We start from the raw sequence: 26,926 nt of genomic DNA, 5'->3' as shown, positions 1-26,926 counted from the left end.
CGGTCATCGCCACTGGCAGCAGGCCTGGCGCAGCCCGGAGCTGAAGTCGCAGTACGATGTGGTGATCATTGGCGGCGGCGGCCACGGTCTGGCGACGGCTTATTATCTGGCGAAGGTTTACGGCATCCGTAATGTCGCGGTGCTGGAAAAGGGCTGGCTCGGGGGCGGCAACACCGGCCGCAATACCGCGGTCAGCCGCTCCAACTATTTCTATCCCGAGAGCACGCGTTTCTACGAGCATTCCCTGAAGGCCTATGAAGGCCTGGGGCGCGAGCTGAATTTCAACATCATGCTGAGCCAGATCGGGATCATCAACCTGGCCTGCAGCCGCCACGAGCTGGAGATCTTCCGCCGCTGGGCCACCGCTATCCAGGTGCAGGGAGTGGACTCCGAAGTGCTGAGCCGGGAGCACATTGCCGATATGGTCCCCATGCTGAATATGAGCGCCGGCGCCCGCTATCCGGTGCACGGGGGCTTTATCCAGCGTCGCGGCGGCATCTCCCGCCACGATGCGGTGGCCTGGGGCTATGCCCGCGCGGCCAGCAGCCTGGGGGTCGACATCATCCAGAACTGCGAGGTGACCGGGATCGAGGTGAGTGACGGCCGGGTGCGCGGGGTCAGGACCAGCCTGGGCAGCGTGCGCACGGACAAGCTGGGGATGGCCGTGGCGGGGCACAGCACAGTGGTCGCGGCGCTGGCGGGGGTGAAGCTGCCCATCGTCAGCCAGACCCTGCAGGCGATGGTCAGCGAACCGGTCAAGCCCTGCCTGGACCATGTGGTCATGTCGCCGATGGTGCACTGCTACATCTCCCAGTCCGATCGCGGCGAGATCGTCATCGGCGGCGGCGCCGATACCCACCCCTCCTACGGCCAGCGCGGCAGTCTGCAGTCGACGGAGGCGGTACTCAACGCAGCGGTGGAGCTGTACCCGATGCTGAGCCGGATGAAGCTGATGCGGCAGTGGGGCGGTATCGTCGATATCGCGCCGGACGCCAGTCCCATCGTATCGAAAACGCCGGTCACCGGTTTCTATGTCAGCACTGGCTGGGGTACCGGTGGCTACAAGGCCATTCCCGCTGGCGGCGAGACCCTGGCCCACACGATTGCCCACGACGCACCGCACCCGCTGGTTGAGCCTTTCTCCCTGGACCGTTTTGCCCGCGGTCGCTTGATCGACGAAGGCGCCGCGGCGGGCGTGGCGCACTAGGATGGCAGCGCCATGATGCGTATCGAATGTCCCTGGTGCGGAAGTCGCAGCGAAGACGAATTCGTCTGTGGTGGCCAGTCCCATATCGTCCGGCCAGACCCCGCTGCCGCCAGCGATGAAGAGTGGGCGGTGTATCTGTACCAGCGCGACAACCCCAAGGGCCTGCATTGCGAGCGCTGGCTGCACCGATTCGGCTGCGGCCAGTGGTTCAATCTGGTGCGGGACACCGTGAGCCACAGGGTTCACGCGGTCTATCCGGTGACCGGCCCCAAACCGGAATTGCCCGCTGCCGACGGAGGCGGGGCGTGAATCGCAGCCGCGAGCGCCTGTCCCATGCGCGGGTGGATACCCGGCAGCCGCTGACGTTCCAGTTCGAGGGCGAGACCTATCGGGGCTATGTCGGGGATACCCTGGCCTCGGCCCTGTTGGCCAACGGTGTGAGCATAGTCGGGCGCAGTTTCAAGCTGCATCGGCCGCGGGGCGTGTTCGCCGCCGGCCGGGAGGACGCCAATGCGCTGGTGCAGTTGGAGAGCGGCCCCCGGACCGAGCCGAACGCGCGGGCCACCCTGGTTCCGCTGTACCCTGGTCTTGTCGCCAGAGGTCAGAACGCCTGGCCTTCACCGGCCTGGGACCTGCTCGCCACGCTGGGCCTGTTGCAGAAGCTGCTGCCGGCGGGGTGCTACTACAAGACTTTCATCTGGCCCAACTGGAAGTACTGGGAGGGCCTGGTGCGCCGCCTGGCGGGGTTGGGGCGGGCGCCATTGGCACCGGACCCGGAGTACTACCTCAAGCAGACCGTGCACGCGGAGGTGGTGGTCGTGGGCGCCGGCCGCGCGGGCCTGGAAGCGGCGCTTGCTGCGGCACAGGATCCCGCCTGCCGGGTGCTGTTGCTGGATGAGCAGGAAGCGCCCGGCGGCAGCCTGCTGGCGAGTCCGGACCCGGTGGACCGGGCCTGGCTCGCCAGCACCCTGGAGCGCGTTGCGCAGTGCCCTAACCTGACCCTGATGCCCCGGACGTCGGTCAACGCTTACCATGATCACAACCTGCTGGCCGCCCTGCAGCGGGTCGGCAATCACCTGGGTCCACAGGCGGATCCTGCCGAGCCACGGGAAATCTTCTGGCGTATCTGCGCCGGGCGGGTGGTGCTGGCAACCGGCGCCCTGGAACGGCCGCTGGTGTTTCCCTACAACGACCGGCCCGGCATCATGCTCGCCGGCGCGGTGCGGGAATATACTCACCGCTACGGTCTGACCCTGGGCCAGCGCATCGTGTTCTTCACCAACAACGACTCGGCCTGGCACACCGCCCTGGAGCTGGTGGCCTGCGGCGTTCCGGTAGCAGCTGTGGTCGATGTACGGCTCCGTGTTGCGCCGGAGCTGCTGCGGCAGGCTACGGCGGCGGGCATCCGGGACAGGCTGGGGTACAGCGTGGTGCATACCCGGGGCCGGCGGGCGCTGCGGCAGCTGCTGATACAGCGTCTGGCCAGTGGGGGTGATGGTCTGCAGGGGCCGCGGGAAACCCTCGATTGCGACCTGTTGGCGATCTCCGGGGGCTGGACGCCCACCCTGCACCTCTACTCCCAGTCCGGCGGCAAGCTCGACTGGCGCGACGAAGACAGCTGCTTCGTGCCCGGTGCGGCGAGCCAGGCGGTGACCGCAGTCGGGCGCGCCAACGGCGATTTCCCCCAGCCGCTGCACACGCAGGCGCAGTGGCTCACCCCCGGCGTGGCCGCCGACTGCCAGTGGGTGGACTTCCAGTACGACGTCACCGCCGCGGACATCCAACTGGCGGCACGGGAAAACTATGTCTCGGTAGAGCATGTCAAACGCTATACCACCAACGGCATGGCCATCGACCAGGGCAAGACCAGCAACGTCAACGGCCTGGGCATTCTGGCGCTGGCGACCGGGCGCAGTATTCCCGAAGTCGGTACCACCCGCTTCCGCCCGCCGTACCATCCGGTCACGATCGGCGCCTGGGCCGGTGTTGAGCTGGGCGCCCTGTACCAGCCTTTCCAGCGCCTGCCCGCGCATGCCTGCCACGCCGCGCTGGGTGCACAAGTGGCCGATATCGGCGGCTGGCAGCGCCCTGAATACTACCCGCAGGCAGGGGAGAGCGAAGCGCAGGCCATCGCCCGGGAGGTGCTGGCGGTGCGCAATGCCGTGGGACTGCTGGATTACTCGCCCCTGGGCAAGCTGGAGGTGCACGGCCCCGATGCCCGGGAATTCCTCAACCGCATGTACCTGAACCATCTCGGAACCCTGAAGCCGGGCGCGGCCCGCTATGGCCTGATGCTGAACGAACAGGGCATTGTCGTGGACGATGGTGTGGTGGTGTGCCTGGCGGAGGATCACTTCCTGCTGCATACCACCAGCGGCGGTGCCAGCGCGGTGCACCGCGCCCTGGAGGAGTGGTTGCAGTGTGAGTGGGTGGGGCTGCGGGTGCTGGTCAGCAACGTCACCACCCAGTGGGCGACATTCATGCTCAGCGGGCCCGGCGCGCGCGGCGTGCTGGCGCAATTGCCCTGTGATATCGACTGCAGTCGTGATGCCTTTGCGCACATGCAGTTCCGCAGCGGCAGCCTCTGCGGGGTGCCGGTGCGCATTCTGCGCGCCAGCTTCACCGGCGAAGTGTCCTTCGAGGTCAGCGTGCCCGCGGCCTGCGGCCAGTCCCTGTGGGAGGCACTGCTGGCCGCGGGAGAAGAATATGGTATTACGCCATTTGGCATAGAAGCCCTGATGGTGCTGCGCACCGAGAAGGGCTATCTCCACGTGGGCTCCGACACCGACGGCAACACCATGCCCCAGGACCTGGGCTGGGGTGACACCATCGGCAAAAAGCCTGTCGATTTTGTCGGCCGCCGCTCGCTGGCGCTGGAGGTGGGGAAGGATCCGCAGCGCCTGCAGTTTACGGGCATTGCGCTGCTGGACGAGACCGCAACCACTGTCAGCGGCGCCCATGTCCTCAGCGAGGATGGCAACAGCAGCGCCGGCTACGTCACCTCGGCCTGCTTCAGTCCGACCCTCGGCCGCACGGTGGCGCTGGGGATTGTCGCCGGCGCCCGGGCGCGGCAGGGTGAGACGGTGTCGGTGTACTATGAGGGCAAGACCCAACCGGCGCGGCTGGTGGCCCCCTGTCAGGTCGACCCGGAGGGTGTGCGTCTGCAGGCTGACGTGGCAACACAGCCGCCGGCCAGACCTCGGTCGTCGGCCGTACCTCAGCCGGCCAAAAACCCGCAAATCCTGACGCCCCGCAGCCCCCTGGCTGGCGACAGTGGCATTGCCAGGCCCGGGTTCCGCCTGCGGGAAGAAACAGGCATTGAACTGCTGCGCCTGCAGGTCTTTCATCGCGGCGAAGGCCAGGTCGAGGCGCTGGCGACGGCACTGGACACGGCGCTGCCGAGTCCCGGGATCGCGCACCCGCAGGGGGCGCGGACCTGGCTCTGGTGTGCTCCCGGTGATTGGCTGCTGGCGGTGCCGGCCGGCACCGGCGCCACTGAGCTGGCGGCGTTGAGCGCCGCTGCAGACGAATTGCTCGCGGTCGCAACCGCGGTGACCGACAGTCGGGTGCTGCTCAGGCTGGGCGGTGCTCGGCTGCGCGATGTGCTTGCCCGCGGCACCACGCTCGATCTGCATCCGCAGCAATTCGGCGACCGGCAATGCGCGGTCACTCGGTTCGCCGGGGTGCCGGTGCTGCTGTTGGCAGAGGGCGATGAGATGTTGCTGCTTGCCTGTCGCTCGCTGGCAGCGTACCTGCTGGCGTGGTTCGGGGCGGCCAGCCGGGACTGCTGAGGTCGTGGATGTGTCAGCGCACCAGGTTTACGGGTTAGAATGCGTTGATGAAGACTCTGGAGCAACAAGTGACCGAAATCCTTGCGAGCCATTCGGAACTGCGTTTGGCAATTCTGTTCGGCTCGCAGGCAAGTGGTCAGGCGACTACTGACAGTGATATCGATGTCGGTGTGCTTGCATATTTCCCCCTGTCTGCGGAGTTCAAGCTGGAGTTGATGCAGCAGATCGCCCTGGAGTGTGGTCGTCCGGTTGATATCGTGGACCTGCACAATGCCGGTGAACCGGTTCTCGGGCAGGTTCTGAAGGGAAAGCGCCTGCTGGGCGACGATACGAGTTATGCACAGTTGTTGACCCGCCACCTTATGGATGCGGCAGACTTCCTGCCACTACAGCGGCGGATTCTGGCTGAGAGAAAAGCCTCGTGGATCAACTGATCATCGAGCAGAAGATGGAGTCATTGCGGCGCTGCATACAACGCATCGCCGAGAAGACGCCGCCGGATGTAAGCCTGCTGATTCGTGACCCTGATCTGCAGGATATCCTGGTCCTGAACCTCACGCGCGTCGTCCAGCTCTGTGTGGATATTGGTAGCCATAGCATCAGTGCTACCGATGAATCTGCACCGACCACGATGGGTGAGGTTTTCACCAAGCTGGAAAAGCTGGGTGTCATATCCCCCGCCACAAGCGAAGCGATGCGCAAGGCGGTTGGCTTCAGAAACGTTGCGGTCCATAACTACGAAGCGATTAACTGGGAGATCGTTTTTGCCATCTGTAGCAAGTTCTTGTCTGACTTCCAGAGGTTTGTAGCAGAAATAACCATCGCCGCTGGTCGTTAGCCAGCTGAGTTTCCGCGTCATCGGCACACTAACGCGAAAAACTCACAAACTGCGAATAATTTATTCAACATTCGGCCTGTATCCGACTCATTACGGCAAGCTTTTGCGCCAGCCCTGGGCTATTGTCGACCGGATAAGACAAGGAGCCACCATGCACCAGATACCCGCATTCGGGGACAGCCCGCTTCAGCGCTTTTCCCTGCATGAGAACCTCGCGGAGGCCATCGCTGCCTTCAGCCTGCCCGACATTCTGGGTTTCGGTTCGGTGTTTGCTCCTGCGATGTTCCGCGCCGACTACCGCGAAGGGAGTTGGCAGCCCGGCGAGTTCCAGCCCTACGGTCCGATCAGCATTGATCCCGGCGCCAAGGTGCTGCACTACGGCCAGGAGGCCTTCGAGGGGCAGAAGGCCTACCGGGTCGGCGACCAGCCCACGGCTCTGTTTCGCCCAGCCATGAACTGGCGGCGGCTGAATGCCTCCGCCGCCAGGCTGTGCCTGCCGCCGCTGCCGGAAACCCTGTTCCTGGATGGCGTGTTCGGCGTCACCGCGCTCAATGAAGCGTTCATTCCCGGTGCCAGCGGCCAGTCCCTGTATCTGCGTCCCTTCCTGTTTGGTACCGAGAGCAACCTGGGCATGGCCGCATCGCGTGAGGTCAGCTTCATGGTGATCGCGAGCCCCTCCCAGGCCTACCACGCCGGCAGCATGAGCCTGCTGATCGAGCGCGCCGAGTCACGGGTTGCCGGTGGTGGCATAGGCGCCGCCAAAGTGGGCGGCAATTATGCCTGCGCCCTGCAGTCGGCGGCCCGCTGCGCCGAGCTCGGCTACGACCTCACCTTGTGGCTGGACCCGCTCCTGCAGCGCAATATCGAAGAGCTCAGCGGCATGAACTTTTTTGCGGTGGTCGACGGCCGTCTGCTGACTCCGGTGCTGACCGATTCGATCCTGGCGGGCGTCACCCGTGATTCGGTGATTCAGCTGGCCCGTGCCCGGGGGCTGGAAGTGGTGGAGTCGTCCATCGCCATTGAGGAGCTGCTCGGCTGGATCGAGACGGGCCGCTGCAGCGAGTGTTTTGCCTGTGGCACTGCGGCGATAGTCGCCCCTATCCGGGAGCTGGGGGAAGCCAACGGTACCCGCTATGCCTTGCCGCAGGCGGAAGGTGAAATCACCGCGCTCCTGCGCAAAGCGCTGTTGGATATCCAGGAAGGCAGGGCGGAAGACCCATTCGGTTGGATGGCACCGCTGCCGCGAGAGTACCGACAGCTGACTGGCAGGAACGACCGGGCATGAGTTCAGACAACGTTACCTACGCGCATACCTCTACCGTTACCGGGGGCACCCTGGCCGAGATCCGCCCCGAGCAGCGCCAGGGCGCCCTCCGCGGCGCCCAATTGCTGGCGAAAGCCCTGCAGGCGGAGGGCGTGGAGGTGCTGTTTGGCTACCCCGGCGGCGCCAACCTGGAAATCTTTGACGTGCTGCGGGACTTCGGTATCCGCTGCATCCGCACCGAACACGAGCAGGGCGCGGTGCATGCGGCCCAGGGCTATGCCCGCGCCAGCGGCCGCGTCGGCGTGTGCCTGGCAACCTCCGGGCCCGGGGCCACCAACCTGGTCACCGGGATCGCCGACGCCAACAGCGATTCAACGCCCATTGTTGCCATCACCGGCAACGTGCCGTCGCACCTGCTGGGCAAGAATGCCTTTCAGGAAGTGGACATCGTCAGCATTACCCGGCCGGTCACCAAGCGCAGCACCCTGGTAAAAAAGGTGACCGAGATTCCCGAAGTGGTGCGGGAGGCCTTCGCCCTGGCGGGGGGTAACCGCCCCGGGCCGGTGTTGATCGACATCCCCAAGGATATCCAGCAGCACTACCCCCGCGATGCGGACGGCAATCACGTGCCGCCGCGGATTCCGGCGGTCGTCGAGCGCCCGGAGCCGGAGATCGGCGGTCTCACCGCCAACCAGCTGGAAGAGGCCTGCCGCCTGATCGGCGAGGCGCGGCGCCCGGTAATCTACGCCGGCGGCGGCATCATCTCCGCCAACTGTGCGGACCTGCTGTTGCAGCTGGCGGAAAAACTGCAATGCCCGGTGACCACCACCCTGATGGGCCACGGCGCCTTTCCGCCCGGACACGCGCTCGCCCTGCACACCCTGGGCATGCACGGGTCAAAATACGCCAATGTGGCGGTGAACGAGGCGGATCTGGTCATCGCCGCCGGGGTGCGATTCGACGACCGTGTCACCGGCAAGGTGGATGCCTTTATCGCCGCGGGCAAGATTATCCATATCGATATCGACCGCGATGAGCTGAACAAGAACAAGACCGTCACCCTGCCCATCTGTGCGGACATCGCGCGCGCGCTGGCGCAGCTTTGCGATTGCGATCTCCGCGGAGATGGCCGCAAGGCCTGGCTGGACTACCTGGCGGGCATCAAGCGCCAGTTTCCCTACGACGTGCCGGAAGGAGAGGCGATCAGCCCGCAGTTCGCAATCCGCCTGCTCAATGAGATCACCGGCGGCGACGCCATCGTCAGCCTGGGTGTCGGCCAGCACCAGATGTGGGCCATGCAGCACTACCAGCCGCGGCAGTCGCGCTCTTTTCTCAGCAGCTCCGGTTTCGGCACCATGGGCTACGGCCTGCCCGCCGCCATCGGCGCCAAGGTCGCCTGCCCCGGGCGCCAGGTCATCGACATTGACGGCGACGGTTCCCTCAACATGACCATCCACGAGCTGGGTACCTGCCACCGCTATGGCATCGGGGTCAAGGTGGTGGTGATCAACAACCAGTGGCTGGGCATGGTCCGGCAGTGGCAGGATATGATCTACGAGGGCCACCGCTCGGGTTCGGACCTGTCGGACCCGATGGCGGTGAAAGCGCCTGGAGATATCGACATCTATCCGGATTTCCCCGCCATTGCCGCGGGCTACCGGGTGCGCGCCGAGCGGGTATCGGCGCCGGCAGAGTTGGCAGCTGCTTTCGAGCGCATGCTGGCGGATCCCGATGAACCCTACCTGCTGGATGTGATCGTCGCCGCCGAGGAGAACGTGTACCCGATGATCCCGGCGGGCGGCACCTACCGGGATATCATCATGGGGCCCGGCGACATGCCGGCGGCGGCGCGGGAGCAGCAGGGGAGCAATGTGTAAGTTCAGCTCCCCGCCTTGTCAGCGTTTTGCTACCAGCCCGGTAGCCCGCAGGGCAGTTTCCAGCTGCGTCCAGCGCTGTTCCAGGCTTCCGCTGTAGCCCACGGCTATGCGCACCAGCCCGGGGCTGATCGCGGCATTCTGCAAGGCCTCCTCCGGCATTTCGCTGGAGGTGCTGGAGGCAGAGCAGGACAATAGCGTATCAAAATAGCCAAGGCTCACGGCTACATAGCCGAACTGGTGATCGTTCTGCAGCGTGTTCATCAGCGCCATGGCCTTCTCCTCGGTGCCCGCATCAATGGTCAGGAGTCCGCCGTAGCCAAAATCCGGATGGCGCAGGCGCTCCAGCAGCGCCTGGTCCGGATGCCCGGAAAGGCCGGGGTATCCCACCGTTACACCCAGCGTTGCCATGCGCCCGGCCAATGCCAGGGCGCGCTCCCCGTGCGCGGCCATGCGCAGTGGCAGGTGTGGAAGCCGCAGGGCGACGCTGGCGGCGACCGAGGGATCCAGGGTCGGGCCGAGGATCATCAGTGGCCCCACATGCAGGTCCATGAGATTGCCGATGAACTCGGCGCTGGCGCAAACCGCGCCGCCGATCAGGTCCGAAGCACCGCCGATGAACTTGGTCAGGCTGTGCACAACGATATCGGCTCCGAGGCGTGCCGGGGACAACACCAGCGGTGAGAACGTATTGTCGACCACCAGCGGAATTCCCGCTTCATGCGCGATGCCGGCGAGCGAGGGAATATCAGCCACGCGCAAGGTCGGATTGGACATGCTCTCCACATAAAGCAGCCGGGTCCGGTCGGTGATTGCGTTCTTCACTGCAGTCAAGTTGGTGGTATCGACGAAACTTGTCTGCACGCCGGTCTTGGCGGGCATGAAGTCATTGAGCAGTGCCCAGGTACCACCGTAGATCGTGTGACTCGCCACCACATGGTCGCCCGCGCTACACAGCGCAAAGATGACCGCTGAGATGGCCCCCATCCCGCTGGCGCTGCAGTAGGCTGCCTCTGTACCTTCCAAGGCTGCAAGCTGGCGACCTAGCTGGTAGACGGTGGGGTTGAAGTGGCGACCATAGAGATAACAGCCACCGCTCTCAGGGCTTTTACGGCCCGCGAAGATGTCTGGCATGGTCGCCGGATCGACCACCGTGAAGGTCGAACTGGCTTCGATGGACATGTTGACGCCACCGTGTTCACCAAATTCATGGCGCAGGCTGGCGAGGGCTTCAACGGGTTCATGGCGGGTCATGGCGCGGCTCCGGTACGTAGGCTATGGAAGGACAAAATTCTGTCCATTGGCGCTCAATATGGACTATATTTGGTCATATATTTAAACGACGAAGAATATTTGGAGATCATGGCAGAAAGCGGTTTAGATAGAACAGACTTCGAAATTCTTCGGCAATTGCAGAACAATGCGCGGATCAGCAACAAAGAGCTGGCACGCAGGGTGGGGTTGGCGCCCTCGACCACATTGGTTCGTACCCGGCAGCTGGAGCGCGCGGGCGTCATCCGCGGCTACCGGGCCGAAGTGGACATGTCCGCGGTGGGCATGGGCCTGCAGGCGCTGATCGCAGTGCGCCTGAAGCAGCACACGGCAGCAGATGTTGCTGCGTTCCGGGACTACGTGCTGGAACTTCCCGAGGTCCTGCGCCTGTATCATGTTGCCGGAGCCGATGATTTTCTTGTGCATGTCGGGCTGCAGGACTCCAATGCCTTGCGCGACTTCGCGATGAATGCCCTTACCACGCGCCCCGAAGTTGCTCACCTGGAGACCGGGCTTATTTTCTCCTGTGTCGCGCCCTGGGAGGACTGAGCCTGGTGCCACAGCCTCTCACTGGGCACGCTGTAGTCAGCGGCACGTGGCCGGCGAGCTACCCTCCCGGAGCCTGCGGGCGGTAGACGAACCCAGAGCGGCCGAACCCGGTGCACTCTTCAACGCAAGAATTCACACGCTGGACCCGGATGCACCGACTGCCGAGGCCATGGCCTGGGATGAACAAGGTCGTATCGTATTCCTCGGCGCGAGTGATGAGCTGAACGCCTCCCACCCGGAATTGCGGTCCGTCGATGCGCAGGGGAAGACAATCCTGCCCGGCTTGATCGATGCCCACGGACACGTCATGGGCCTGGGTTTTTGCGAAAATTCAGGCCGACCTGACTGCCGCCGAGAGCCTGCAGGAGGCCATTGCGACGCTGGAGGCGCACGCCGCAACCCTGCCAAAGGCGTCTGGCTGACGGGGCGTGGCTGGGATCAGACACGCTGGGAAGGCCAGGCCTTTCCCGAGCGCCCGGTGTGGCTGGTACGCGTCGACGGCCATGCCGGCTGGGCAAACAGCGCCGCGCTGGCGCTGGCAACGAAGGATCTGTCGGGCGCCTGGCAGCCCCGGGGCGGGGCCGTCCAACGCGACGCCACGGGTCAACCGAATGGCATCCTGATCGATACGGCCATGCGCTTCATCGAAGACGCCATGCCGGCAGCGGGTGCAGAAAGCCGCGTTCGTGCACTGCAACTGGCACTTGCGGAAATTGCACGCTCGGGCCTGACCGGGGTCCACGACATGGGCGTCAGTCTTGAGGATTTCGAGCTCTATCGTCAGCTCGATCACGCAGGCAAACTACCGGTGCGTATTACCGCTTTCGCCGACGGCGACGCGGCGATGCTGGACTGGCTGTGCGCCAATGGCAGTCACGAGGGTGATCGGCTGCAAGCGCGCTCGGTGAAGATCTACGGCGATGGTGCGCTGGGCAGCCGCGGCGCGGCCCCGCTCGATGACTACAGCGATGATCCGGGCAACACCGGACTGTTGTTCAAGTCCGACGGCGAGTTGCAGGAACTGGTCGATCGGGCGCTGGGTTGCGGTCTACAGCTGGGCATCCACGCCATCGGCGATGCCGCCAACCGTCAGGTGATTGATGCGATTGCCTCCGGCAGGGCCAGCCAGCCCGACAATCCGGGTCGTCACCGCATCGAGCACGTCCAGATCATCCACGCCGACGACATCCCGCGCCTGGCCGAGCACGACATCATTGCCAGCATGCAGCCCATTCATGCCACCTCCGACATGCGCTGGGCCGGTGACCGGTTGGGCGATGAGCGCCTTGAGGGAGCCTACGCCTGGGCCAGCATGTTGGAACGGGGCATTCACCTGGCCTTGGGCTCCGACTTCCCGGTCGAACCCGCGAATCCCTGGCTCGGTATTCATGCCGCCGTCACCCGCCAGCGCAGAGGCCTGCCGCCCGGCGGCTGGCAGCCGCAGGAGGCCCTCACGCTGGGGCAGGCACTGCACGGTTTTACCCTGGCCGCGGCCCGGGCCGGATTCGCCGAGATCACGGTTCTGCGGACAGTCGTCGGCGGTGAGACGGTGTTCGCGGGAGAGCAGTGAGCAAACCTCACATTTGCTGATCATGTCTGGCAGCAGTCCCGCTGAAGCGGCTTTCACTGCTTGAGGTCGACTCACCGCCAGTGTTTCTATTGCGAATCAAAATGAAAAGTCGCCTGAGGTCAGGACTATGGCTGGTTCGCATGATCTGGAGTGCCGGAACAGCGGCGGAGTTCTGGCGCTCGGTCGCAGAACCGGCCTCAATTAGAATAATGCGCTCCGTTGGGCCAATTGAAGCATCCATCAGCCCCGCGCGCTGGCGGGCAACCTGGTCGCCACGCTGCTTGCCGGTGGCGGCCTGTTCCTGGTCCTGGGCATGGGAATGTCCTGGTTGTGGTTGTTCTCGCTGATGATCGCCATCTTCCTGACGGCCAGCAGCAGGGTTAGCATCGCGCTCTCGTTGCTGCTGATTGGCGTCGTGGGCAGTGTGCCGGAGGTTTTCGCCGACCGCATTGAGTGGGTCACGTTCCTGGCGGTCGCGGTACAGATCGCGGTGTTCTCGTTTGTGTTCGCCTGGCGAACCTCGCGCCAGCATCACCAGCTCGATATCATGGCCAACCGTGATCCGCTAACCGGGGTCGGCAACCGCCGCTCCCTGCGCCGCAAAATTGCCGCACGGGTCGAAGCCGCCAGGGTTGGTGGCGAGAGTGCTGCCCTGGCGCTCATTGACCTGGATTACTTCAAGGAGGTCAACGACCGCCACAGCCATGATGCCGGCGTTAAGGTGCTGGTCGACCTCGCGGGGATCGCAGTGGATACGATGCGTGCCTGCGACAGCTTCTAACGCTATGGCGGCGAGACATTCGTGCTGGTGATGCCGTGCACTCCGCCAGAAGGAATCGCCCCCGCCCTCGAGAAGTTGCAGCAGGTCATTCGCGCACGGCTGCGCGGGCCCGACGGGCCGGTGACTGGGTCCATCGGTGCGGCTGGACTCAACGTCGACCACAACCCCGGCCAATGGTTGCCACGCGCCGACCGCGCTGTACACGGCCAAATCCGCGGGACGTGACCACGTCTGCATCGCCGGCCATTGGCCGTTACGGGCGAGCCAGGTGTATAGCGAAGCCCGGAGTCAACCCCACAGCTCTCGCCCGGGGAGCCCCACAACGCCACCTTCGCCATACTCCAGGCCGTGCTTGATGTCCGACTTGAGTAACAGCGGTCCGTCTATGTCCACGTACTGGCAGAACTGGCCGATCACGTAACTCGGCGCCATCGACAGCGAGCTGCCACACATGTTTCCCACCATCAGGTCCAGCCCGGATTTCCGCGCCGCATCCACCAGCGCCAGTCCCTCAGTGAGACCGCCGCACTTGTCCAGCTTGATATTGAGCACGCTGTAGCGCCGGGCGGCGGTGGCGAATTCGCCCAGATGCAGGCAGGATTCGTCTGCCCCCAGGGGCACCGGCGATGTGAAGCCTTCGAGTGCCTCGTCCTCGCCGCGGGGGAGGGGCTGTTCGATCATGGCGATGCCGAGTCGCGCCGCGTGGGGCAGATATTCCTGCAGGGCGGCAAAGTCCCAGCCCTGATTGACGTCGACAATCAGCCTGGCGTCCGGCCGGGCGGCACGGATTGCCTCGAGCCGCTCGATCGGGTTGCTGGCATCCAGCTTGATCTTGAGATTGGGAAACTGGCGGGCTTCCCGGGCCCGTTCGCCCATGTCCTCCGCAGGCGCGACCCCCAGGGTGTAGACGGTGGTCAGCTGGCGCGGCGTGATCGACAACAGTTCCCAGATACGTTTGCCCGCTGCCTTGGCCCGATAATCCCAGAAGGCGCAGTCGAGGGCGTTCCGTGCACCACCGGCGGGCAGGAGGCTCTGGATCCTCTCGGTGGAGAGAGAGCGTTCGAGACTGCTCGTCACGGCCTCGAGCTGCGCCGCCATGGAGTCGGCATTTTCACCCAGGTAGTAGGCCCCCAGCGCCTCGCCCCTGCCGCAGACGCCATCCCGGCTCACGGTGACGCGCAGCGTCTCGCTGGATTCGAATACATGGCCGGTGATCGCGAACGGTGCCGCCATGGGAAAGGCGATTTTCTCGATGCTTATCTGCATGTGCGGGTAGACTCCTCAGGGTTGGAATTGCTGTACCAGATGGTCGACGATGGCGCCGGTTCCCTCGACCAGCGGGTCGACACAGGGCAGGTCGTAGCGCCGGGCGAGAGCGGCGAGGTAAGCGCCGCGTTCAGTGGCGGGCAGGGTCGAGCTGTTGATGCTGACTCCCACGCAACGAATGTTCCGGTTGGTCATTGAACCGACCGCCACGGTGCGGGCAATGACGTCCTCTATGCTGGGTACCGGATAGTGCTCCCAGCCCGATATCTGTTCTCGCCCTGCCTCATGGCAGACGACAAACGCGTCCGGCTGTGAACCCAGCAGCAGGCCGTGGCTGACAGGGGCGTAGGCCGGATGGAAGATGCCGCCCTGACCCTCAATCACATCCCAGTGCCCGGGACCATTGTCCGGTGACAGCAGTTCCGCTGCTCCGCTGAGAAAGTCGGAAACCACCGCGTCCAGGGGGATGCCGCGCCCGGCGATCATGATGCCGGTCTGCCCTGAAGCTCTGAAATCAGCGTCGAGCCCGGCGCTGCGCATGTCCCTCTCCAGCTGCAGGGCGGTGTATTTCTTGCCCAGGGCACAATCGGTGCCCACGGTCAGCAAGCGCAGGCCGCTGCGCTTTTTGCCGGTGGCTACCGGCAATTCCGCCGGTGGCACCCGGATATCGACCAGACGGGCACCGCTGCTGGTGGCCGCAGCAGAGAGGCCGGGGTTGTCGGCCAGGCGGGTATGCAGGCCGGCGACGATGTCCAGACCTGCCCCGGCGGCGGCTACAAGCGCCGGCTGCCAGCTCGCCGGCAACGCGCCACCGACAGGCGCGGTGCCAATGATCAGAGACTTGACCCCGGCCGCGACCGCTTCCTCGATGGACATGTCCGGCAGGCCAAGGTCTGCCGCGTCCGCGCTGAGCCGGAACTGCCCGGCACAGAGCTGGCGTCGCCAGTCGACCAGACCGGCTCCGGTCTTGGCATAGGTCCTGCGCGATTCGTCGCCGAGGAAAATCAGGTATGGGGGCTGTAGTGAAATTGCATGCATGTCAGTCTCCTGGCGAGGATAGCCGGTGGATTTTCCAGATACCCAGGGTCAATAGTGGCAGAATGAGAATGACGATGAACACCCAGGTCAGGAAGCCGTAGCCTTTGGCAATAAGGTCCACAATGCCGATTGCGGTGGCGCCATAGACTGACACCAGCAAGAGGCCTGCGGCGATCAACGGGCGTGCGAATTGCGGCAGCTGGTGGCCTGTTTCATGGGCGTGCACGTCGATGCGCTCGTTGATCGAATGCAGTAGTCCGGTGCCGGTCTCGACGAAGGTGCCGAAGACCACCAGCTGGAACAGCAGTTGCAACCACGGTGTCTGCAGCTGGGCCATGAGATACAGGGCGGGGACCGGCTGTTCGGCAATCTGCGGGTACTGGGACATCATCGCGAGATAGAACATGAATGCCGGCACTACGGCGATGGCGCCGGTAATCATTCCGGCACTGATCGCTTGGCGCCGGCTGGTAAGCAGCACCATGCAAAACAGTACTGCAGGCAGATTGATGTTGTAGCCCGCATATCGGACGCCGTTGATCAGCCAGCTCTCTCCGCCCTGGTCTGCATCCAGCGTGTGCTGGATAGCATCGCCGAAGCTGACGAAGGTGATGATGAACAGGGCGATGTATACCAGGTAGAGTAATACAGACCAGAACGCCAGTGCCTTCTGGATCACCGCCGAGCCAAGAAACGTCAGCAGGCCCACCAGCACCATCATCGTAATCGTGCCGGCCATTGCCGGTACTCCCAGCAGGGTGCGCACCAGTTCCCCCGCCGCCGAGCCGACCACCGCGAGAATGAGGATGACCAGGGCAATATAGGCGATCTCGTAGAATATCCACGCCGGCCCCAGCAAATGGCGACAGAAAGTCCGGTAGTCGAAGGAGCGTGTAACCCGGGCGAACTCGTAGGCTGCGGCCATGACGATGCTGAAGACGAGACCCGCGACAACAATGCCCAAGAGTCCCCCCACGGGTCCCGAGGGTACAAAGAACTCCACCAATTCGCGGCCGGTGGCATAGCCACCACCGATGATCACCGACTGGAAGATCAATCCCGGAAGGAGGTAGGCGCGCCATGCGGTCATGTCAGCAGTCGCTGACCGGAATCGACTTTGCCGATCGCCTCCGAGGCAGGTTCCCACGCCTCACCGGACAAGGCCAGGTTGACAGAAGCTCCCAAGGCCGTGAGACAACAGTACCAGATAGATGTTTTTATTGTTGAGGTAAGAATCACCTTGTCTCCCGCCAGTGAGTTTGGGGTGTCTGTGAAGTTCCGGGTGCGCCCTGCAAGCATCCCGTGCCTTGAGTAGATGCTACTCTGATGGCTGCAGGTGTTTCGTGCATCCAAGCGGAACAGACGTTAGCACAAACATGTTGGCATGACAACGAAATGGCGAGCGCCTGCCTTAACATTCGCGATCCTGTCGTGGCCCGATCCGCACCAAGGAGAGACAATACCTCTAGCGCCCGTGCCGACCTGATGGCCTTCGGCAGTAGTGCCAGTAACCTGAAGCGGTTTGCCCTCAAGGCCTGGGGGTGACGTGTACTTGGCTGCATCACGCAAGAGGGTCCGGCCACTGCCAGCGACATTGTGCGCCTTGGTGTACGAGGACAAGGGTAGCATCAGCAGGCCGAACTGTTCACCGATGTCCTCAGTGACATCGGTCCGGGCCCTCGGCGGGCCCGTATTCGACCTGTGCACGTACCCCAAGCCATTATGTTGTCATAACAACAGTCATGTGCTATCTTTTCCCATTCGCATCCAGCCCGGTTGTCAAATCGGAGTATCCGGCGGGCCGGGAAGTACACCATAACGACGATGGAAAGCAGATATGACGGGGAACAGATTGGGAAAATCGCGCTTGGCTCACTTTGTGCGCGAGCACGCCAGTGGCATCGCAAGGCTGTCGGCGGCGGTTGCCATGTCAACCCTGCCAGCGGGCGCGGTACTTGCCCAGGAATCCGCGGGCGGCATTCTGGAAGAGGTGATTGTCACCTCCGCGGCGACCCGGCTGCAGTCGGGGTTTGAGTCCCCGAAGCCGGTTACAACGGTCAGCCGGGAACAGCTTGACTCGCGTGGACTGGTAAACGTGGCCGACTTCCTCAACGAGATCCCGTCCTTCATCGGCACCACCACGCCGGCCACGACGACGCTCTCGTCCAGCCTCAATGGCGCCAACCTGCTCGATCTGCGCGGCCTGGGCCCGAACCGGACCCTGGTGCTCGTGGACCGGCGCCGCTTCACCCCGACCAATGATACCGGAGTGGTGAACATCAACCTGATTCCACAGTCCCTGATCCGGAATGTGGAGGTAGTCACCGGGGGAGCCTCCGCGCAATGGGGCTCCGACGCAGTGGCCGGTGTCGTAAACTTACAGCTCGATCGCGAATTCGAAGGCGCTCGGATCGATACCCGCTATGGCGAGGCCGGCGAGGGTGATGCCGAGACGGAGTTTGTCTCCTTCGCCTTTGGGGTCGCCAGTGATGACGGTCGCAGCCACCTGGTCGTCGGAGGTGACATGGAGAACCACGATGGTGTTGTGAACCAGAGTGATCGCGACTGGGGCCGGGAGCGTTGGGGGGTTGTTGGCAACCCCCTGGACACGGGCCCCGATGATGGTGTGCCGGCGCGCCTCATCACCCGCGATGTGGTGCTGGGACTGGGTACTGCGGGTGGCTATCTGCCGCTGGTACTGGGCAATCATCCGGCAGTCGCCCAGACCCGCTTTGGTCCCACTGGCGAGTGGCTGCCCTACGATATAGGCGCATTCCCGATTCCCAGCGCATTTGCCGCGCTGCCGTTCCAGGTGGGTGGTGACGGTACGCCGTTTGGTGATTCCGCCAGTCTTTCTGCACCCTATGACCGAAAGTCCTTCATGGCGATAGCGACCCATGATCTCACTGCCAGCGTCACGCTGTTCGCGGAGGCATCCTGGGGCAAGACCAGTTCCAGAAACGAGACAGTGTACCCGTGGAGCTTTATCGGCGGCGGTCCGGATATCATTGCCGCGGACAATCCGTTCATCCCGGATCCGCTGCAGCAGGTCATGGCGGAGAACGCCATTCCGGTGCTGGTAATGGCCCGCACCAATATTGATCACGGGGCGATTACCTCGGACACCACCAACGAGACCACGCGTTTTCTGGCCGGGTTGAAGGGTGATCTGGCGAAGGCCTGGCGCTGGGAGCTCTCGGCGGCTGCCGGTACCACCGATTCCCGGGCTCTGCAGTTCGATAATGTCATCAAGGCCAACCGCAACTTTGCCATTGACGCCGTGCGCGACCCCGCCAGTGGCAACATCGTGTGTCGGGCCAACCTCGGTGGTGCCAACGGCGCACCCGGGTGCGTACCGCTGAACCTGTTTGGTGACGGTGCTCCCAGCCAGGCCGCCCTGGACTACATCCACGACACTGCAAGCCTGCAGTGGGAAGTACGGCAAAAAGTGTTTGCAGCCTCCATGAGCGGTGAACTGCTGGAGTTGCCCGCCGGACCGGTTGCCCTGGCTTTCGGCGCCGAGTACCGCGAGGAGAGCTCGTCCACCACGCCCGACAAGACCGCGGTGGAGGGGGGCTATTTCATTACTAACGTGGTGCCGCTGGAAGGCGAGTACGATGTCTCCGAAGCGTTTCTGGAGGCGGGCATGCCGGTGCTGGCGGGCGCGAATGGCATGAGCATGGAGGTCAATGCTGCGATTCGCTTTACCGACTACAGCACAAGCGGAAGCGAGAATACCTGGCAACTGGGGGCAACCTTCAGCCCCTACCACGATCTCACTTTCCGCGGCACGGTATCCCGGGACATCCGCGCCCCGAATATTGGCGAGCTGTTCCAGACCTCGCGCCTGTTCTTTCAGAACCTGGTTGACCCGTTCAGCGGCGGGGCGTCACGCCTGGTTCAGGTTCCGGTCGGCGGCAACACCGAGCTGGTACCCGAAGAGTCGGATACCGTGACTTTCGGCGCCGTGTACCAGCCCGCGTGGCTGGACGGGTTGAGCCTGTCCGCGGACTGGTACCAGATCGAGATCGATGGCGCGATCAGTAGCCTGCCGGCACAAACTGTTGTCGACGCCTGCTTTGCCACCGGTACGCTTTGCGAGCTGGTTACCTTGCAGAACGGAGAATTGTTCCGGGTGCAGGAGAATTTGGTCAATGTGGCCCAGCGCAATGTCGAGGGCGTGGACCTGGAAGCGGTCTACGAACTGCCGGAGCTGAGGCGTGGAAGCCTGACCCTGCGCTGGCTGGCAAGCTACGTCAAGGAGCAGTCGTTCTCGCCGGATGGGATCAACGTGCTGGACGACGCCGGCGTAGTGGGCCCGGATGCCGCGGGTGGCAATCCCACGCCCGAGTGGCGTTGGAACCTGTCCGCTGACTACAGGCTCGGGCAGCTCGGCGCAACCGCGCAATTGCGCTACGTCGGCGGTGGGGACTACCTGGCGAACCAGACCAGCGAAGATATCAACGACAATAGTGTGGATGATGTCTACTACGTCAATCTGGGCGCTCGCTACGACATTCCCTGGGGCGACAGCGGCAACCTGCAGCTCTATGGCGGGGTCAACAACGTCTTTGACGAGGATCCGCCGGTCGCCCCCCTGGACTTCATCAACAACCTGGGGACCAATAGTCAATTATACGATGTCGTTGGCCGCTACTTGTTTGCCGGTGCGAGACTTACTTTCTAGCGGGTTGACGCAGACATAAATTCAAGAGGGAATATTGAATATGGACTCACAGCGAGTTTTCCGGAGGCTTTTTGCAGCCTTCTTGCTGACGCTGATGGCGCAGCAGCCTGCACTGGCCGGGCCGGCAGCCGGCACAGACGGGGCAACACCCTATGACCTGGTGCTGGTCAATGGCACTGTCGTCGATGGCACGGGTGAGGACGCATTTACAGCCGACCTGGCGATAGTGGATGATCGTATCGTTGCCATTGGCAAGTTGGATACGACCGCAGCGAAGCAGGTGGTCGATGTCAGCGGCAGGGTCGTCGCTCCGGGTTTTATCGATGTGCATTCCCATGCGGACCGTGCCCTGGATGATCCATCCACGGCATCAATCGAGGGCTTCCTGCGTCAGGGTGTGACGACCGGGGTCTACGGGGTCGACGGGTTCCTCGATCTTGAGCACATGCAGCGCTACGCCGAACTCGGGCACCAGGGCGGCATGGGCATGAATTTCATGGCCTACATCGGCCATAACGCGGTGCGCCGGGAAGTGATGGGGATGGATAATCGGGCTCCCGACGCTGCCGAATTGCAGCGCATGCAGGACCTCGTCAGGGACGCAATGGAATTCGGTGCCGCGGGTCTTTCCACGGGCCTGATGTATCTGCCCGGCAGTTACGCCAGCACCGAAGAGGTGGTGGCACTGGCGAAGGTCACCGCTCAATACGGCGGCGTCTATGACTCTCACGTGCGGGATCCCGCCAAGAACCTGCTGGCGTCGCACCAGGAATGCCTGGACATCGGTTACGTGGCTGGGGTCGACCCCCATCCGGGGCATATCAAGGCGGTGGGTGCGGCAAACTTCGGCAAGGGCCCCGACATCGTCAAGCTGGTCGAGGCCGGTATTGCGCGGGGGCAGAACGTCACCGTCGATCTGTATCCCTATGATGGCGCTGCCACCGCCCCTGTGATCGCCCTGCTGTATCCCGGCGACGACGACCGGGGCCAGGCGCTCACGGAACGCCTGGCTGGAGTGATGAGCGGTAAGCTTGAAGCAGGCGATTCAATGGAGCAATTGACGGCGGACCTGCGCCAGTACTGGCGCGATGCAGCCGCGCAAGCCGAAGTGCTGGAGCAGGCCAGGGCAGTCACCGAGCAGCCGCCGGAGGGGTTGTACAGTTGGATCGAGGTGGTGGGCTACCAGTCGATGCGGATCGTCGTCAGTGAAAGCAAGGAGTATGAAGGACGGTTGGTGACCGAGCTGGCGGAGGATCTGGGCATCGCCCCGTTCGAACTGTATCGCCAGCTGATCGTTGCGGAAGGTGACAATGCGATGGTTACCCTCGGAGCGATTCAGGAAGACGATATTCGCATTGTGATGCGCGAGCCCTGGGCGATGATTTCCTCCGATGGTGCCGAAGTCGACCCGGAACATCCGCGCGGTCGAGGATCCTTTCCGCGGGTCCTGGGCCGCTACGTACGGGAGTGGGGTGTGCTCGGTCTGGAGGAGGCCGTGCACAAGATGTCAGGACTGCCTGCACGATATCTCAAGCTCACCGATCGGGGTATTCTGCGCGAGGGTGCGATTGCCGATATCGTGGTGTTTGACCCGGAGACAGTCATCGATCGCGCCACGTGGGCGGAGCCGGCGCTGTATGCCGAGGGCGTGGAGCACGTGTTTATCGGCGGCGATGCAGCATTGCTGCACGGGCAGGTGAGCGAACAACGTTTTGGGCGGTTTGTACCGTTTGCGCCGGGCGCTACTGATTAAGCGATCTCCCGTCGAACCCGAAATTTGCTGGGCATTTGCGCGGATCTCCCGTGTGAACGGCCCGTTGCGGGGCGCAGACTTGATGCCGGCGGGCTGGCGGTTGCTCCCGGGTTCATCAATATGCTGAGCTGGGCCACGGAGTCGCTGATCGAGGACGGGCGTGGTCTCTCTGACATCCAGCAGGGCGTGACCCAGGAAGTCTTTGGCGCGGGCTGGTCCATGGGCTCGCTCAATGAGACGATGAAAGCCGAGGCGCGCGAGCGCCAGACCGACGCTCACTACGACATTGAGTAGACCACACTTGGCGAGTACCTGGAGTTTCTCGAGCGGCGTGGCGTGTCTCCCAATGTCGCCTCCTTCGTGGGCGCCACCACGTTGCGCATCAAGCATGTCGGCTCCTCGCTGATCTACATACCGGCCTTTTACGCGGCCACCGAGGAGTTGATTGCTCTGGTTGACGTCGCGGCCGACTACGGCGGTTCCTACATCACGCACATGCGCTCGGAGGGCAACCGGTTGCTCGAGGCTGTGGATGAGTTGCTGGCCATTGCCGATGCCACTGGCGCCCCGGTGGAGATTTATCACCTGAAAGCGACGGGCAGGGACAACTGGGGGAAATGGACCAGGTTATCAATCGGATCAATGCAGCCCGCGCCCAAGGTTTCGCCATCCGTGCCAAGTTGTATAACTACACGGCGGGCTCCACGGGCCTCAACGACGCCATGCCCCCCTGGGTGCGGGAGGGCGGGTTTGATGTCTGGATCGCGCGACTGCGTGGTCCGGATATCCGCGCCGGCACTCGCGCCGGAGGGCACGTTCCTGCAGAGCAGCACCCATCCGCGCGCCTACGGCAACTTCGCCCGCTTTCTGGCAGCGGGTCATTACGCCGATCTCGTGATCTTTGATCCCGACACTATCCAGGACCATGCCAACTATCTGGAGCCGCACCAGTTGGCCAGCGGCGTGCGCCACGTATTGGTCAACGGTGAGCAGGTGCTGGCCGACGCTGCGCATACCGGCGCCTTGCCAGGACGTGTTGTCCGCGGCCCGGGGTATGTGGGTGCCCCTGCGCTGTGATAAGCTCCCGTCACCAGCTTCGGGGGAGAGTCATGATTCGTACTACTGTCGTCAAGGCGGCCACCCTGGTCGCGATCACCCTGCTGATCCCGGCCTGCACCTGGGTCAAGATCCCCGATGACGCGCGCGCGGTTGCGATCGTCGAAGCCAGTGCGGTCGGCAACTGCCAGCGTCTGGGCAGTGTGTCGACCAACGTCGCCTGGAAAGTGGCGGGCATCAAGCGCGGTGAGAACAAGATCCGGGTGGAACTGGACAATCTCGCCCGCGAGCGCACCTTTGGCATGGGCGGCAACACCGTGGTGCGGGAATCCATCCGGGAAGGCACCGGCGAGTACAGCGCCTACAAGTGCCCCTGAGCCCGGATCTGCTTCGGGATGGTGTTCACCTGCTGTGCCACCCCTCGCCCGCGACTGTCGGCGGCCGCCTCCAGACCGGCCCCTGACAGCAAAATAGCCTGGATGTCTCCCAGGGCGCCCCAGTCGTTCGGCTCCACGGCATACCCCATTTTTTCCAGCCCCTGACGCACACTCGCATCAATCGGACGCTGGTCGTGGCGCAGTAGCCACGCCTCTGGCAGCTGGTGGTGAAAACGGGTGGCGTCGACCGCGGCCTGCAGCGGCATGTCGAAGTCGTAGAGATTGAGGATCACCTGGAACACCGAGGTGAAGATCGTGCTGCCCCCGGGCGTGCCGATCACCAGGGCGGGTTTGCCACCCTGCAGGAGCATGGTCGGAGTCATGGAGGACAGCATCCGCTTGCCCGGCGCGATGGCATTGCGCTCGTTGCCGACGACACCAAAGGCGTTGGGTACACCGGGCTTGGCCGAGAAATCGTCCATCTCATTGTTGAGCAGAAAACCGGCACCTTCGACCACCACGCCGGAGCCGAACTCCCAGTTGAGCGTGTAGGTGAGGGCAACGGCATTGCCTTCGCCGTCGATAATGGAAAAATGGGTGGTGTCCGGGGATTCCAGGCCAGGGGGCACCGCGGAGGGGCTAGATATCTGCTCGGGATCGATGCCTTTGGCGCGCGTCGCGAGATAGTCCGGTGCCAGCAGGGCGGCTACCGGCACCGCCACATGGTCCGGGTCACCCAGATAGGCGGCGCGATCCGCGAATACCCGCTTGTTCAGTTCCGCAAGCAGGTGCAGGTAGGGCACCGAGTTGTGCTCGAGTCCGGCAAACGCAGGCGCGGCGGCGTCGCGCAGGGCCAGCAGCTGCAGCAGGGCGATGCCGCCGGAGCTGGGGGGCGGCGCGGACAATACGGTGAATTCCCGCCAGGGCATCCGCAGGGGCTCGCGCCAGCGCGCCTCGTAATCCGCCAGGTCCTGCAGGGTGATCAGGCCGCTACTGCGCTGCATCTGCGCCACCAGCAGGCGCGCGGTTTCCCCGCGGTAGAAGTCTTCGGGGTCGGCGCCAATCCGCTCCAGGGTGGCTGCCAGCGCCGGTTGCCGAAACCGCTCGCCGCCGCGCATCGCGCCAAAGTGCTGGGCGAAATTGGTTTCTCCCGCGACTTCTCCGACCTTGTTCCGGGCCATCGCCGCGAGATCCGCCGGAACCTCGAAGCCCTCCCGTGCCAGGGTGACTGCCGGCTGCAGCAGATCGGCCCAGGGCAGGCTGCCATAGCGCGCATGGGCCTCCTGCAGGCCTCGCACGGTGCCGGGCACGCCCGCAGCGAGGCCGCCGACCAGCGCTGCCCGCTGCAGGAAATCGCCGTCCGCATCGAGATACATGTCGCGGCTGGCAGCCTGCGGTGCCTGCTCTCGGAAGTCGAGGAATCGCGCCTCGCCGTCAACGACGCTGAGCATAAAGCCGCCGCCGCCGATATTGCCGGCTTCGGGATAGGTCACTGCGAGTACAAACGCGGCAGCTACCGCGGCGTCGACTGCGTTACCGCCGGTCTCCAGCACCCGGGCTGCCACCTCTGCCGAGTAGCGATCCGGCATGGCGACGGCTGCGCTGGAGGTTCCCCAGCTGTGGGAAGTGAAGAACAGCAACAGCAGACTGCTGCACAACACGGCCAGGTGGCCGTACAGGGTGGTCTGGAGTGAGGGCAGGCGGTGGATGGCAGTTCTCCCCGGGGTCAGCCGATATTGACAGGCCTATTGAACGCTGCGATCAGGCTGCGGTCAACGGCTCTCCCTTGGCCTGCACTCGCGCCATGGCGCCCCGAGACCGCCTTGGGCATAATGGCGGTCCGATTGTGGGGCACGGGCAGCGCGTCAGCAGATGTACCACCAGTATTTTGGCCTCGATGAAGCACCTTTCTCCATCGCGGTAAATCCGCGCTATCTGTTCATGAGCCCCCGGCACCGGGACGCGCTGGCCCACCTGCTGTACGGGGTCGGCGCCGGCGGCGGCTTTATCCTGCTCACCGGTGAGGTTGGCACCGGCAAGACCACGATCAATCGCTGCCTGCTCGAGCAGCTGCCGCCGGTAACGGACGTCGCGATCATCCTCAACCCGGCGCTCAATGCGCTGGAATTGCTGGCGACGGTCTGCGATGAACTGGGGATCGACTACAATCGCAAGCGCCCCACCCTGAAAACCCTGACCGACAGCCTGCACCGTTTTCTGCTGCAGAACCACGCGGACGGGCGCAAGACGGTGTTGATGATCGACGAGGCCCAGCACCTGGATTTTGATGTGCTGGAACAGATCCGATTGCTGACCAACCTCGAGACCAACAGCGAAAAACTGCTGCAGATCATCCTCATCGGCCAGCCGGAGCTGGCACAGCTGCTGCAGCGCCCGGAGTTGCGCCAGCTCAACCAGCGCATTACCGCCCGCTACAACCTGGCGCCATTGAGTCCCGACGAGACCGGCGCCTATATCCGTCACCGGCTGCAGGTGGCCGGGCTGGCGCCAGGGCGTGAGCTTTTTCCCCGGGACGTGGTGCGCGGAATACATCGCACCACGCGGGGCATTCCACGCCTGATCAACGTGCTCTGTGATCGTATCCTGCTGGGCACCTATGGCCGCAATCGTCCCCGCGCCGACCGGGACATGCTGGCGCTTGCCGCCGCCGAGGTGATGGGGGAAGAGGGTCTGCGGCGCAATCGCTCGCGCCGCACCCTGTGGCTGGCTGCCGGCGCGGTGCTGCTGCTGGCGCTGGCGCTGCTGTTGCTGTGGTGGTTTTGGCCTCCGGACACCGTGCCTGCGCAGCCGCTGCAGTCCTCGCCCGCGCCGGCAGCGGTCGAGGACAGGGCGGCTGGACCGGTTGCCGCGCCTGCTGCCGTCGCCCCGGCGCCAGCCCCACCGGCACCGACTCCGGTGGGATCTCGGCCGCCGGCAACTCCGCCCGCGGCAACGGCCGACGCCTGGCAGCTGGCGCCGCAGGCGGCCCTGGAGCAGCTCTGGCAACTGCAGGCTGAAGGTCCGGCACCTGCCCTGGAACAGCTTTGCGACGATGTCATCCGTTTCCCCCTGAGCTGTCTGCGTGGCCGCGCCGAAACCTGGCAGGAACTGCTGGCACTGCAGCGCCCGTTGCTGCTGGACCTGGTGACACCAGCGCGGTTTGCCGCGGCGGCGCTGTTCCTGGGTGAGGACGATGGCCGCGCCCTGTTGTGGTCGGGGAATGCGCTGCAGCGGGTTCCCTTTACTGAAGTGGCGCCGCTCTGGCGCGGTGGTTACCGTCTGCTGTGGCGGCCGCCGGCAGGATTCAGCGGCCCCATCGGCCGCACCGAGGTCAGCCCCGCGGTCGCTGATGTGGCGGCACTGTTCGCGCGCCTCGACGGCCAGCCGCAGTCGCTCGCGGGCAATCGCTATACTGCGGCCCTTGCGGACAGGGTGCGGCTGTTCCAGCGCGAGCAGCAGTTGCTGGCGGATGGTGTGGTGGGCGAGCAGACACTGTTGCGCCTGAATTTGCTGGCGGGCCGCGATCTGTCCGCCCAGGCCGCCCTGGAGTCATTGAGAGCGGCTGCAGCGACTACAGGGGAACCCGCGCCATGAAGGCAACAA

20 protein-coding genes and 1 pseudogene are annotated in these 26,926 nt (G+C 64.1%); 16 read left to right on the top strand and 5 right to left on the bottom strand.

Annotated features, from left to right (window positions below; genetic code table 11):
* The 7 genes from RJQ10_RS06570 to ilvB all read left to right on the top strand — a co-directional run.
* Nucleotides 1-1,207 (top strand): sarcosine oxidase subunit beta family protein (locus RJQ10_RS06570; protein WP_350144847.1); only part of this gene is annotated, 1,207 nt, incomplete at its 5' end.
* A gap of 12 nt (nucleotides 1,208-1,219) precedes the next feature.
* Nucleotides 1,220-1,516: a sarcosine oxidase subunit delta gene (locus RJQ10_RS06565; RefSeq protein ID WP_350144845.1), complete on the top strand. Its 297-nt coding sequence runs from the start codon at nucleotides 1,220-1,222 to the stop codon at nucleotides 1,514-1,516.
* Nucleotides 1,513-4,998, top strand: coding sequence for a 2Fe-2S iron-sulfur cluster-binding protein (locus RJQ10_RS06560; RefSeq protein WP_350144843.1), 3,486 nt, complete (start codon nucleotides 1,513-1,515; stop codon nucleotides 4,996-4,998). The genes RJQ10_RS06565 and RJQ10_RS06560 overlap by 4 nt, the downstream gene beginning before the upstream one ends.
* A gap of 68 nt (nucleotides 4,999-5,066) precedes the next feature.
* The gene (gene mntA / locus RJQ10_RS06555; protein ID WP_350144841.1) at nucleotides 5,067-5,432 is read left to right on the top strand and encodes a type VII toxin-antitoxin system MntA family adenylyltransferase antitoxin; all 366 of its coding nucleotides are present in this window, start codon (nucleotides 5,067-5,069) and stop codon (nucleotides 5,430-5,432) included.
* Nucleotides 5,420-5,836 (top strand): type VII toxin-antitoxin system HepT family RNase toxin, encoded by a 417-nt coding sequence (gene hepT / locus RJQ10_RS06550; protein WP_350144839.1) that lies wholly within the window; start codon nucleotides 5,420-5,422, stop codon nucleotides 5,834-5,836. The genes mntA and hepT overlap by 13 nt, the downstream gene beginning before the upstream one ends.
* Before the next feature lie 151 nt (nucleotides 5,837-5,987).
* Nucleotides 5,988-7,121 (top strand): branched-chain amino acid aminotransferase, encoded by a 1,134-nt coding sequence (locus RJQ10_RS06545; RefSeq protein ID WP_350144837.1) that lies wholly within the window; start codon nucleotides 5,988-5,990, stop codon nucleotides 7,119-7,121.
* Nucleotides 7,118-8,977: a biosynthetic-type acetolactate synthase large subunit gene (ilvB, locus tag RJQ10_RS06540; protein ID WP_350144835.1), complete on the top strand. Its 1,860-nt coding sequence runs from the start codon at nucleotides 7,118-7,120 to the stop codon at nucleotides 8,975-8,977. The genes RJQ10_RS06545 and ilvB overlap by 4 nt, the downstream gene beginning before the upstream one ends.
* 18 nt (nucleotides 8,978-8,995) lie before the next feature.
* On the opposite strand, the gene RJQ10_RS06535 is transcribed toward ilvB, so the two are convergent.
* Nucleotides 8,996-10,228, bottom strand: coding sequence for an aminotransferase class I/II-fold pyridoxal phosphate-dependent enzyme (locus RJQ10_RS06535; RefSeq protein ID WP_350144833.1), 1,233 nt, complete (start codon nucleotides 10,226-10,228; stop codon nucleotides 8,996-8,998).
* 108 nt (nucleotides 10,229-10,336) lie between these two features.
* On the opposite strand from RJQ10_RS06535, the gene RJQ10_RS06530 reads away from it, so the two are divergent.
* The 3 genes and pseudogenes from RJQ10_RS06530 to RJQ10_RS06520 all read left to right on the top strand — a co-directional run bounded on the left by RJQ10_RS06530 (nucleotide 10,337) and on the right by RJQ10_RS06520 (nucleotide 13,371).
* On the top strand, nucleotides 10,337-10,795 hold the full coding sequence (locus tag RJQ10_RS06530; RefSeq protein WP_350144831.1) for an Lrp/AsnC family transcriptional regulator: 459 nt from the start codon (nucleotides 10,337-10,339) through the stop codon (nucleotides 10,793-10,795).
* A gap of 46 nt (nucleotides 10,796-10,841) precedes the next feature.
* The gene (locus RJQ10_RS06525; protein WP_350144829.1) at nucleotides 10,842-12,365 is read left to right on the top strand and encodes an amidohydrolase; all 1,524 of its coding nucleotides are present in this window, start codon (nucleotides 10,842-10,844) and stop codon (nucleotides 12,363-12,365) included.
* 313 nt (nucleotides 12,366-12,678) lie between these two features.
* A pseudogene (locus RJQ10_RS06520) lies at nucleotides 12,679-13,371 on the top strand (GGDEF domain-containing protein).
* 63 nt (nucleotides 13,372-13,434) lie between these two features.
* Here RJQ10_RS06520 and RJQ10_RS06515 read toward each other — a convergent pair.
* Genes RJQ10_RS06515 through RJQ10_RS06505 form a run of 3 tightly spaced genes read right to left on the bottom strand, consistent with a single transcriptional unit; the run spans nucleotide 13,435 to nucleotide 16,540 of the window.
* Nucleotides 13,435-14,412, bottom strand: a complete 978-nt coding sequence (locus RJQ10_RS06515; protein ID WP_350144827.1) for a dipeptide epimerase — start codon at nucleotides 14,410-14,412, stop codon at nucleotides 13,435-13,437.
* Between the two features lie 15 nt (nucleotides 14,413-14,427).
* Entirely contained in the window at nucleotides 14,428-15,450 is a 1,023-nt protein-coding gene (locus RJQ10_RS06510) for an N-acetyltransferase DgcN family protein (protein WP_350144825.1), read from the bottom strand.
* A gap of 1 nt (nucleotide 15,451) precedes the next feature.
* The gene (locus RJQ10_RS06505) at nucleotides 15,452-16,540 is read right to left on the bottom strand and encodes a YkvI family membrane protein (protein ID WP_350144823.1); all 1,089 of its coding nucleotides are present in this window, start codon (nucleotides 16,538-16,540) and stop codon (nucleotides 15,452-15,454) included.
* Between the two features lie 837 nt (nucleotides 16,541-17,377).
* On the opposite strand from RJQ10_RS06505, the gene RJQ10_RS06500 reads away from it, so the two are divergent.
* From RJQ10_RS06500 to RJQ10_RS06480, 5 genes are all read left to right on the top strand, one after another.
* Nucleotides 17,378-20,137: a TonB-dependent receptor domain-containing protein gene (locus RJQ10_RS06500; protein ID WP_350144821.1), complete on the top strand. Its 2,760-nt coding sequence runs from the start codon at nucleotides 17,378-17,380 to the stop codon at nucleotides 20,135-20,137.
* Between the two features lie 40 nt (nucleotides 20,138-20,177).
* Nucleotides 20,178-21,890, top strand: coding sequence for an N-acyl-D-amino-acid deacylase family protein (locus RJQ10_RS06495; protein WP_350144819.1), 1,713 nt, complete (start codon nucleotides 20,178-20,180; stop codon nucleotides 21,888-21,890).
* A gap of 120 nt (nucleotides 21,891-22,010) precedes the next feature.
* Nucleotides 22,011-22,184, top strand: coding sequence for a hypothetical protein (locus tag RJQ10_RS06490; protein ID WP_350144817.1), 174 nt, complete (start codon nucleotides 22,011-22,013; stop codon nucleotides 22,182-22,184).
* Between the two features lie 459 nt (nucleotides 22,185-22,643).
* Complete coding sequence (locus RJQ10_RS06485) at nucleotides 22,644-22,967, top strand: hypothetical protein (RefSeq protein WP_350144815.1); 324 nt, start codon at nucleotides 22,644-22,646, stop codon at nucleotides 22,965-22,967.
* Between the two features lie 32 nt (nucleotides 22,968-22,999).
* Nucleotides 23,000-23,323, top strand: a complete 324-nt coding sequence (locus RJQ10_RS06480) for a DUF4156 domain-containing protein (RefSeq protein WP_350144813.1) — start codon at nucleotides 23,000-23,002, stop codon at nucleotides 23,321-23,323.
* Here the strand turns inward: RJQ10_RS06480 and ggt are convergent.
* Nucleotides 23,308-24,984, bottom strand: coding sequence for a gamma-glutamyltransferase (ggt, locus tag RJQ10_RS06475; RefSeq protein WP_350144811.1), 1,677 nt, complete (start codon nucleotides 24,982-24,984; stop codon nucleotides 23,308-23,310). The two genes, RJQ10_RS06480 and ggt, sit on opposite strands and share 16 nt — an antisense overlap.
* A 211-nt stretch (nucleotides 24,985-25,195) precedes the next feature.
* Between ggt and RJQ10_RS06470 the strand changes: the two genes are divergently transcribed.
* The gene (locus RJQ10_RS06470; protein ID WP_350144809.1) at nucleotides 25,196-26,917 is read left to right on the top strand and encodes an ExeA family protein; all 1,722 of its coding nucleotides are present in this window, start codon (nucleotides 25,196-25,198) and stop codon (nucleotides 26,915-26,917) included.
* Nucleotides 26,918-26,926: the final 9 nt, after the last annotated feature.

The organism is Haliea sp. (assembly GCF_040222615.1).
In the GTDB taxonomy this organism is placed as follows: domain Bacteria; phylum Pseudomonadota; class Gammaproteobacteria; order Pseudomonadales; family Halieaceae; genus Haliea.
Note: the sequence above shows the minus strand (reverse complement) of the source record. Positions and strands in the feature narration are given on the sequence as shown.

What these genes read in the sequence shown, in the direction of transcription:
- RJQ10_RS06565 (WP_350144845.1), top strand. Translation starts at nt 1,220, where the DNA reads ATGATGCGTATCGAATGTCCCTGGTGCGGAAGTCGCAGCGAAGACGAA.
- RJQ10_RS06485 (WP_350144815.1), top strand. Translation starts at nt 22,644, where the DNA reads ATGTCTGGATCGCGCGACTGCGTGGTCCGGATATCCGCGCCGGCACTC.
- RJQ10_RS06490 (WP_350144817.1), top strand. Translation starts at nt 22,011, where the DNA reads ATGCTGAGCTGGGCCACGGAGTCGCTGATCGAGGACGGGCGTGGTCTC.
- RJQ10_RS06495 (WP_350144819.1), top strand. Translation starts at nt 20,178, where the DNA reads ATGGACTCACAGCGAGTTTTCCGGAGGCTTTTTGCAGCCTTCTTGCTG.
- RJQ10_RS06480 (WP_350144813.1), top strand. Translation starts at nt 23,000, where the DNA reads ATGATTCGTACTACTGTCGTCAAGGCGGCCACCCTGGTCGCGATCACC.
- RJQ10_RS06505 (WP_350144823.1), bottom strand. Translation starts at nt 16,540, where the DNA reads ATGACCGCATGGCGCGCCTACCTCCTTCCGGGATTGATCTTCCAGTCG.
- RJQ10_RS06545 (WP_350144837.1), top strand. Translation starts at nt 5,988, where the DNA reads ATGCACCAGATACCCGCATTCGGGGACAGCCCGCTTCAGCGCTTTTCC.
- RJQ10_RS06530 (WP_350144831.1), top strand. Translation starts at nt 10,337, where the DNA reads ATGGCAGAAAGCGGTTTAGATAGAACAGACTTCGAAATTCTTCGGCAA.
- RJQ10_RS06515 (WP_350144827.1), bottom strand. Translation starts at nt 14,412, where the DNA reads ATGCAGATAAGCATCGAGAAAATCGCCTTTCCCATGGCGGCACCGTTC.
- RJQ10_RS06510 (WP_350144825.1), bottom strand. Translation starts at nt 15,450, where the DNA reads ATGCATGCAATTTCACTACAGCCCCCATACCTGATTTTCCTCGGCGAC.
- RJQ10_RS06500 (WP_350144821.1), top strand. Translation starts at nt 17,378, where the DNA reads ATGTCAACCCTGCCAGCGGGCGCGGTACTTGCCCAGGAATCCGCGGGC.
- ilvB (WP_350144835.1), top strand. Translation starts at nt 7,118, where the DNA reads ATGAGTTCAGACAACGTTACCTACGCGCATACCTCTACCGTTACCGGG.
- RJQ10_RS06535 (WP_350144833.1), bottom strand. Translation starts at nt 10,228, where the DNA reads ATGACCCGCCATGAACCCGTTGAAGCCCTCGCCAGCCTGCGCCATGAA.
- RJQ10_RS06470 (WP_350144809.1), top strand. Translation starts at nt 25,196, where the DNA reads ATGTACCACCAGTATTTTGGCCTCGATGAAGCACCTTTCTCCATCGCG.